The 6,450-nt window shown below is 71.6% G+C and carries 7 protein-coding genes; 4 read left to right on the forward strand and 3 right to left on the reverse strand.

The window, feature by feature from the left end:
- Positions 1-17 precede the first annotated feature (17 nt).
- Positions 18-1,136: a pyridoxal phosphate-dependent aminotransferase gene (locus ACLNEE_RS08005; RefSeq protein WP_411423426.1), complete on the forward strand. Its 1,119-nt coding sequence runs from the start codon at positions 18-20 to the stop codon at positions 1,134-1,136.
- A gap of 62 nt (positions 1,137-1,198) precedes the next feature.
- Here the strand turns inward: ACLNEE_RS08005 and ACLNEE_RS08010 are convergent, their stop codons facing one another.
- A complete protein-coding gene (locus ACLNEE_RS08010; RefSeq protein ID WP_411423427.1) occupies positions 1,199-2,281 on the reverse strand; it encodes a UDP-N-acetylglucosamine--N-acetylmuramyl-(pentapeptide) pyrophosphoryl-undecaprenol N-acetylglucosamine transferase in 1,083 nt (360 codons plus the stop codon).
- 49 nt (positions 2,282-2,330) lie between these two features.
- Here ACLNEE_RS08010 and ACLNEE_RS08015 point away from each other — a divergent pair, with 49 nt between their 5' ends.
- A complete protein-coding gene (locus tag ACLNEE_RS08015) occupies positions 2,331-3,212 on the forward strand; it encodes a hypothetical protein (protein WP_411423428.1) in 882 nt (293 codons plus the stop codon).
- 33 nt (positions 3,213-3,245) lie between these two features.
- Here the strand turns inward: ACLNEE_RS08015 and ACLNEE_RS08020 are convergent, their stop codons facing one another.
- Together ACLNEE_RS08020 and ACLNEE_RS08025 are read right to left on the reverse strand one after the other, a co-directional pair.
- Entirely contained in the window at positions 3,246-4,175 is a 930-nt protein-coding gene (locus ACLNEE_RS08020; RefSeq protein WP_412006967.1) for an NAD(P)-dependent oxidoreductase, read from the reverse strand.
- A gap of 52 nt (positions 4,176-4,227) precedes the next feature.
- On the reverse strand, positions 4,228-5,433 hold the full coding sequence (locus ACLNEE_RS08025) for a phosphoglycerate kinase (protein ID WP_411423430.1): 1,206 nt from the start codon (positions 5,431-5,433) through the stop codon (positions 4,228-4,230).
- Positions 5,434-5,560: 127 nt separating this feature from the next.
- On the opposite strand from ACLNEE_RS08025, the gene ACLNEE_RS08030 reads away from it, so the two are divergent.
- Positions 5,561-5,932 carry a universal stress protein gene (locus ACLNEE_RS08030; RefSeq protein WP_411423431.1) on the forward strand — a complete coding sequence of 124 codons (372 nt, stop codon included), beginning with the start codon at positions 5,561-5,563 and terminating at the stop codon, positions 5,930-5,932.
- The coding region (locus ACLNEE_RS08035) for a GTPase (RefSeq protein WP_412006968.1) at positions 5,932-6,450 on the forward strand (519 nt) is incomplete at its 3' end. The genes ACLNEE_RS08030 and ACLNEE_RS08035, both read left to right, overlap by 1 nt.

The following is a 6,450-nucleotide window of genomic DNA, read 5'->3' on the forward strand; positions in this document are numbered from 1 at the left end:
CCGCCTAGCGTTCGGCCATGGCCAGCGGCGACCCGGGCGAGCGCCACGGCGGCAACCTCACCGCCGCCGCCCAGCGGCTCGGTCGACCGGCTGCGGAGCTGCTCGATGCCAGCGCCTCCCTGGTGCCCTTCGCCCCCCCCCTGGCGCTGCGATGGGCCCTCGTGCAGGCGGTGTTCACGCCGGCGCTGCGTGCCTATCCCGACCGGGGCTGGCGAGAGCTGCGCAGGGTGCTGGCCCGTCAGCACGGACTGGAGCCGGAGGAGGTGCTGCCCGGCAACGGCGCCGCGGAGCTGTTCACCTGGGCCGCTCGGGATGCGACCGACTGCGGACTGAGCCTGCTGCCGGCTCCGGGATTCGCCGACTACCGACGGGCCCTGGGTTGCTGGGGGGGGCGCTGGGTCGACCTGCCCCTGCCCCTCCACTGGGGGGCGGCCTTCCCCCAGCCGTTTCCGTCGCTGCAGCAGGCGGCGGTGCTGTGGATCTGCAACCCCCATAACCCCACCGGCCAGCTCTGGAGCCGAGCCTCCCTGGAGCCCCTGCTCCAGCGCCATGCCCTGGTGGTGTGCGATGAGGCGTTCCTGCCCCTGGTGCCGGGAGGGGAGTCCCAGTCCCTGATTCCCCTGGTCCGGAGCCACCCCAACCTGGTGGTCGTGCGCAGTCTCACGAAGCTGCTCTCCGTGCCCGGGTTGCGGCTGGGCTATGCCCTCGGGGCGGCAGCCCGGTTGCGGCGCTGGGCCGGTTGGCGGGATCCCTGGCCCGTCAACGGTCTGGCCCTCGCCGCCGCGGAGCGGCTGCTGGCCGATCAGGTCGGCCACCAGCGCTGGTGCCGGCGTGTGCAGAACTGGGTGGCGCGGGAGCGGCCCTGGCTGGAGCGCGGACTGGGCGCGTGGCCGCAGCTCACGCCGATGCCGTCGTCGACGAACTTCCTCCTGGTGCGGGGCAGCCACTCCCTGCTGGATCTGCGGCTGGCGCTGGAGCGCCGCCACGGCATCCTGCTGCGCGACTGTCGTTCCTTCCCCGGCCTCGGGGAGGACTGGCTGCGGATCGGTCTCCAGGACCGACGCGGCCATCGTCGTCTGCTTGCCGCCCTGGAGCAGGAGCTGCCTGGCCGGCAGGGGGATGCCGCAAGGCGCTGAAGGCCGTGCCCGCGGTCGTGCTGAAGGCTGTGCTCAAGGCTGAGCGGCAGGCAGCCGCCTGCTCAGGCCCCCGGGGCCAGGGCGGTGAGCAGGCGCGCCAGCTGCTGATCCGCATCGCGCACGGCGAGCTGGGCCATGCCCCGGGCCATGGCGAGCAGCGGATCGCCCTGGGGCTCACAGCCCCGCAGCCGGGGTCCCAGCAGCCGCCACACCGCCCGCTCCAGGGTCGGAAGCTCCGGATCGTGCTGTTCGACGATCACCGCGGCGCCGAGCGCCGCGGCCGCCTGGGCGTTGGCGTCCTGGTGGCGGTCGGCGGCTGCCGGGTAGGGCACCAGGATGGCGGGGGTGGCACAGGCCGCCAGTTCGCTCAGCGCTCCGGCGCCGGAGCGGCTGATGGCGAGGGCGGTGTGTTCCAGCAGGCCAGCCATCTGGTCGCAGAAGGGTCGCTCCACGACTCCTGGCGGCAGGGGCCCGCCGGCCTCGGGGTCCTGGTGTCCGGTGAGATGGACGATGCGCACCCCGGCGGCGCTCAGCTCGGGCAGCAGGGGGCGGACCATCCGGTTGAGGCCCACGGCTCCCTGGCTGCCACCCATCACCACCAGCACCGGACCCTCCCCCTGGGGCAACCAGTCCGGGGGCGGAGCAGGGGCCAGGAATTCGGGGCGCACCGGCGTGCCCGTCACCAGGGCATGGCAGCGGGGCAGCCTGGCAGCGGCCTGCGGCAGGCCCACCGCCAGCCGGGTGCAGAGCCGGCCGAGCAGTCTGGTCACCCGGCCCGGGATCGCATTGCTCTCGTGCAACACCACCGGCACGCCACACCAGCGGGCCGCCAGGATCGCCGGGGCGGCGATGTACCCGCCACTGCTGAACACCACATCGATGTGCTCGCGCCGGATCAGCCGCCGGACACTCCCGACCGCAGCCAGCAGCCGCAGCAGGTTGAGCAGCTTCCGCAGACCCCGTCCCTGCAGCCCGCCGGCCCGGACGGTGTGGAGCGGGTAGCGGCTGGGCACCAGCTCCCGCTCCAGCCGGTCGGGCACCCCCAGCCACAGCACCTCCCAGGCCGGTGGCAGCGCCTCGGCCACGGCCAGGGCCGGGAACAGGTGGCCGCCGGTGCCGCTCGCGGCGATCAGAAGCCTGGGCATGGCCGCAGCGGGTAGGGGCGCCTAACTTAAAAGCCGTTCCTGCAGGCGCATGCTGCCTTTCCGGCTTCCCCGGACCGCCCCCCGGATCTCGCTTCCCACCGCCCTGTGGCTGGGGGCCACCCTGTCGCTGGGCGGAGCCTCGATCGGCACGGTTTCGATTGGAACGGTTTCCATTGGCACCCTCTCCATCGGCACGGCCATGGGCCTGGGGATGGGCACGGCCCTCTCCCTGGGGACAGCGGCCACCCTTCCGGCGCAGGCGGCCGAGCCCACGGCCGTTCAGCTCCAGAGTCTGGAAGCGGCGCTCAATGGCCAGGGCGAGCTCACCGCGCTGCTCGAGCAGGGTCCCGGTCTCGACCCGGCCCTGATCGACCTGCGGCGGCGCACCCTGCTGCGTCAGTTTCCCGATGCCCGCTGGATCCTCTCGCCAGGACAGAAGCTGCGGGATGGCCGTAGCACGGTGCAGCTGAAGGTCACCGGCAGCCGGCAGGAGGGAAGCACCACCTACCGCCTCCAGGCGGAGCAGCAGCTGGCCCTGGAGAGCGATGGCCGCCGCATCACCGGCCAGGCGATCATCCGGGAGCAATCCCTGCTGCGCAGCGGCGACTCCCCCCTGCCGGTCAGTCTGTTGATCCCCGACGCCGTGCTCACCGGCCAGCGCTACGACGTGGATGTGGTCTTCGATGAACCCCTCGACGGGGCCATCGCCGCGGGCGGGATCATCGCCCTGACAGGACAGCAGGTCTCGGCCCTCGACAGTCCGGAGCTCCAGTTGGGCGCCCTCGGCGGCGGCGGCCTGTTCAAGACGGTCCAGGCCCCGCTCAGCCCCGGTGAACAGACCTGGGCGGTGCTGCTCGTGCATCCGGACGGGATCGTCAGCGCCACCAAGCGGGTGCGGGTGGTGGCCGACAAGGCCCAGCTCAGGTTGTGATCGTCACCGCCTCCACCACACCGGGGACTTGCCCTAGGGGTTGAACCAGTGGACCAGGGCGGAGACGTCCTGATCGCCGTGACCCCGGGCCATCAGCGCATCCTCCATCGCCGCCACCTGGCGGGTCAGGGGAAGCTCCAGCTGCACGGCCGCGGCGGCCTCCAGGGCGATGGTCAGATCCTTGCGGTGCAGGGCAAGGCGAAAGCCCAGGGGGAACTCCCCGCTCAGCATGTGGCGCGAACGGTTGTCCAGGGCCCAGGAGCCGGCGGCACCGCCGCGCAGGGCCTCCACCACTGCCGGCATCGGCAGTCCCAGGCGAGAGCCCAGGGCCATGGCTTCCGCCACCGCTCCGTAGCTGCCAGCGACCAGCACCTGGTTGACGGCCTTGGCCTGCTGGCCGGCCCCGACCGGCCCGATGTGGCTGATCCGCGAGCCGACCACCTCGAGCACCGGCCGGGCCCGTTCCAGATCCTCCATGGACCCTCCCACCAGGACGGACAGGCTGCCTGCCCGGGCACCTTCGGTACCGCCGGTGACCGGCGCATCCAGGTAGGCCACCCCCTGGCTGGCGAGCTTCCCGGCCAGCTGCCGGCTGGTGGCCGGGGCGATGGTGGAGAAGTCGATCACCAGGCTCTCGGGAGCCAGCACGCTGAGCAGGCCAGGGTCGCCCTGAGGACCCGCCGGCCCCAGCACCACCTCCTCCACGGCGGCATCGTCGCTCAGGCAGAGGCAAACGATGGCCGCCCCATCTGCGGCCGTGGCGGCGGTGGCGGCGGTGGCCGTGGCGGCGGTGCCGGCCTCGCTGCAGAGGCCGGCCAGCTCGATCACACGCCCTTCGCGCCCGGGTGTGCGGTTGTGGAGGGTGACGGGAAAACCGGCCCGGAGCAGATTCGCCGCCATTGGGGCCCCCAGGGCCCCGAGGCCGATGAAGGCCAGGCGCGGGAGCGGGCGTTCCCCAGGCATGGGGTCAGAGCTGGTCACCGGGGGCCTGCGTGCGGCGACGCCTGGGGGCTGCTCAGGCCTCGTCGAGGGCGGCCACGCCGGGGAGCACCTTGCCCTCCAGCAGCTCCAGGCTGGCGCCGCCACCTGTGGAGATGTGGCTCATCCTGTCGGCCACGCCGACCTTTTCCACGGCCGCCACGGAGTCACCGCCACCGATGATCGTGCAGCAGCCCTTGGCGCTCAGCTCCGCCAGGGTGTGGGCGATGCCGTTGGTGCCCGCGGCGAACCTGTCGAACTCGAACACGCCCATGGGGCCGTTCCAGATCACGGTCTGGCAGTCGGCCAGGGCTTCCTGGAAGGTCTTCACCGAATCGGGGCCGATGTCCAGGCCCATCCAGCCGTCGGGGATGGCGTCGATCGGGGTGATCTGGCTGTTGGCGTCAGGGGCGAAGTTGTCGGCGAGCACCACGTCGGTCGGCAGCAGAAGCTGCACGCCCTTGGCGGCCGCCTTGGCCTCCAGCTCCTTGGCGAGCTCGAGCTTGTCCTCTTCCACCAGGCTCTTGCCCACCGCCAGGCCACGGGCCTTGTAGAAGGTGAAGATCATGCCGCCGCCGATCAGCACCTTGTCGCACTTGTCGATCAGCGACTCGAGCACGCCGATCTTGCTGCTCACCTTGGAGCCGCCCACGATCGCCGCCAGGGGACGCTTGGGTTCATCGATGGCGCCCTGCAGGTACTGCAGTTCCTTCTCCATCAGGTAGCCGGCCACGCTCGGACTGAGGGCCTTGGTCACACCTTCGGTGGAGGCGTGGGCGCGGTGGGCGGCGCCGAAGGCATCGTTCACATACACGTCGGCGAGGGCCGCCAGCTGTGCGGCGAAGGCCGGGTCGTTCTTCTCCTCCTCCGCGAAGAAGCGCACGTTCTCCAGCAGCACGACGTCGCCGTCGCCCATGGCGGCCACCTTGGCTTCGGCATCGGGGCCGATGCAGCTGTCGGTCTTGACGACCGGCTTGCCGAGCAGTTCCGCCAGGCGGGCGGCCACGGGGGTCAGACGCATCGCCTCATTCACCTGGCCCTTGGGGCGTCCGAAGTGGGCGGCGAGGATCACCCGGGCGCCCTTGCCGGTCAGGTCGTTGATGGTGGGCAGGGCGGCGCGGATCCGGGTGTCGTCCGTGATGGCGCCGGACTCATCGAGCGGTACGTTGAAGTCGACCCGCACCAGCACGCGCTTGCCGCGCAGTTCGTCGGCTGAAAGGCTGGCCAGGGATCGCTTCGCCATGGAGTGCGCTCGAAGTGTGCTTAAACGGGCGGGAGCTTAGCCCCTGACGTGGCGGGTTCCCCCCGGCAACCGTTCTGGCCGCTCGGAGCCCTCCCCTTCAGACTGCCCTCACACGGCACTGCGAACCATGTTCGACACCGTTCTCTTTCCGATCGACCGGAGCCGCCAGGCGCTGGAGACGGCGGCGGTCGCCCTGAAACTCGCCCAGCAGCACGGCAGCCGGCTCGTGCTGCTCTCGGTGGTCGAGCCCGGCGATGATCCGCAGGCCGTGGCCCAGTTGCTGGAGCAGGCCCAGCAGAGTTTCGAGCAGGCTGGCGTGGCCTGCCAGGTGATCGAGCGCGAGGGGAAGCCGGCCTTTGTGATCGGCGATGTGGCCGATGAAATCAACGCCGACGTGATCGTGATGGGCACCCGCGGCATCGCGATCGAGAGTGACCAGCAGAGCACCGCCGCCCGGGTGATCCAGCTGGCCCCCTGTCCGGTGCTGGTGGTGCCCTGATGCCCCAGCCGATCCAGCTCAGCGTGCAGGCCCCGGCGATCCAGTGGTACCCGGGCCACATCGCCAAAGCGGAGAAGGCCCTGGGCGAGGCTCTCGCCAAGGTCGACCTGGTGATGGAGGTGCGGGACGCCCGCATCCCCCTGGCCACCGGCCATCCCCGGCTGCGGCGCTGGATCGGCAGCAGGCCCCACCTGCTGGTGCTCAACCGCGTGGACATGATCCCCCGGGCGGCCCGTGAAGCCTGGAGTGCCTGGTTCCGCAGCCAGGGCCAGGTGGTGTGGTGGTGTGATGCCAAGGCCGGCACCGGGGTGAAACAGCTCCAGCAGGCCGCCATCCGCGCCGGCGAGGCCCTCAATGCCAGGCGCCTGGGTCGGGGGATGCGACCGCGGCCGGTCCGGGCGCTGATGCTCGGCTTCCCCAACGTCGGCAAATCCGCCCTGATCAACCGGTTGGTTCGCCAGAAGGTGGTGGACAGTGCCCGCCGCGCCGGTGTCACCCGCAGCCTGCGCTGGGTGCGT

The organism is Aphanothece stagnina RSMan2012 (genome assembly GCF_046764815.1).
Taxonomy (GTDB): Bacteria; Cyanobacteriota; Cyanobacteriia; order PCC-6307; family Cyanobiaceae; genus NIES-981.

Coding starts and splice junctions, on each gene's coding strand:
- ACLNEE_RS08005 (WP_411423426.1), top strand. CDS start 18: ATGGCCAGCGGCGACCCGGGCGAGCGCCACGGCGGCAACCTCACCGCC.
- ACLNEE_RS08010 (WP_411423427.1), bottom strand. CDS start 2,281: ATGCCCAGGCTTCTGATCGCCGCGAGCGGCACCGGCGGCCACCTGTTC.
- ACLNEE_RS08015 (WP_411423428.1), top strand. CDS start 2,331: ATGCTGCCTTTCCGGCTTCCCCGGACCGCCCCCCGGATCTCGCTTCCC.
- ACLNEE_RS08020 (WP_412006967.1), bottom strand. CDS start 4,175: ATGCCTGGGGAACGCCCGCTCCCGCGCCTGGCCTTCATCGGCCTCGGG.
- ACLNEE_RS08025 (WP_411423430.1), bottom strand. CDS start 5,433: ATGGCGAAGCGATCCCTGGCCAGCCTTTCAGCCGACGAACTGCGCGGC.
- ACLNEE_RS08030 (WP_411423431.1), top strand. CDS start 5,561: ATGTTCGACACCGTTCTCTTTCCGATCGACCGGAGCCGCCAGGCGCTG.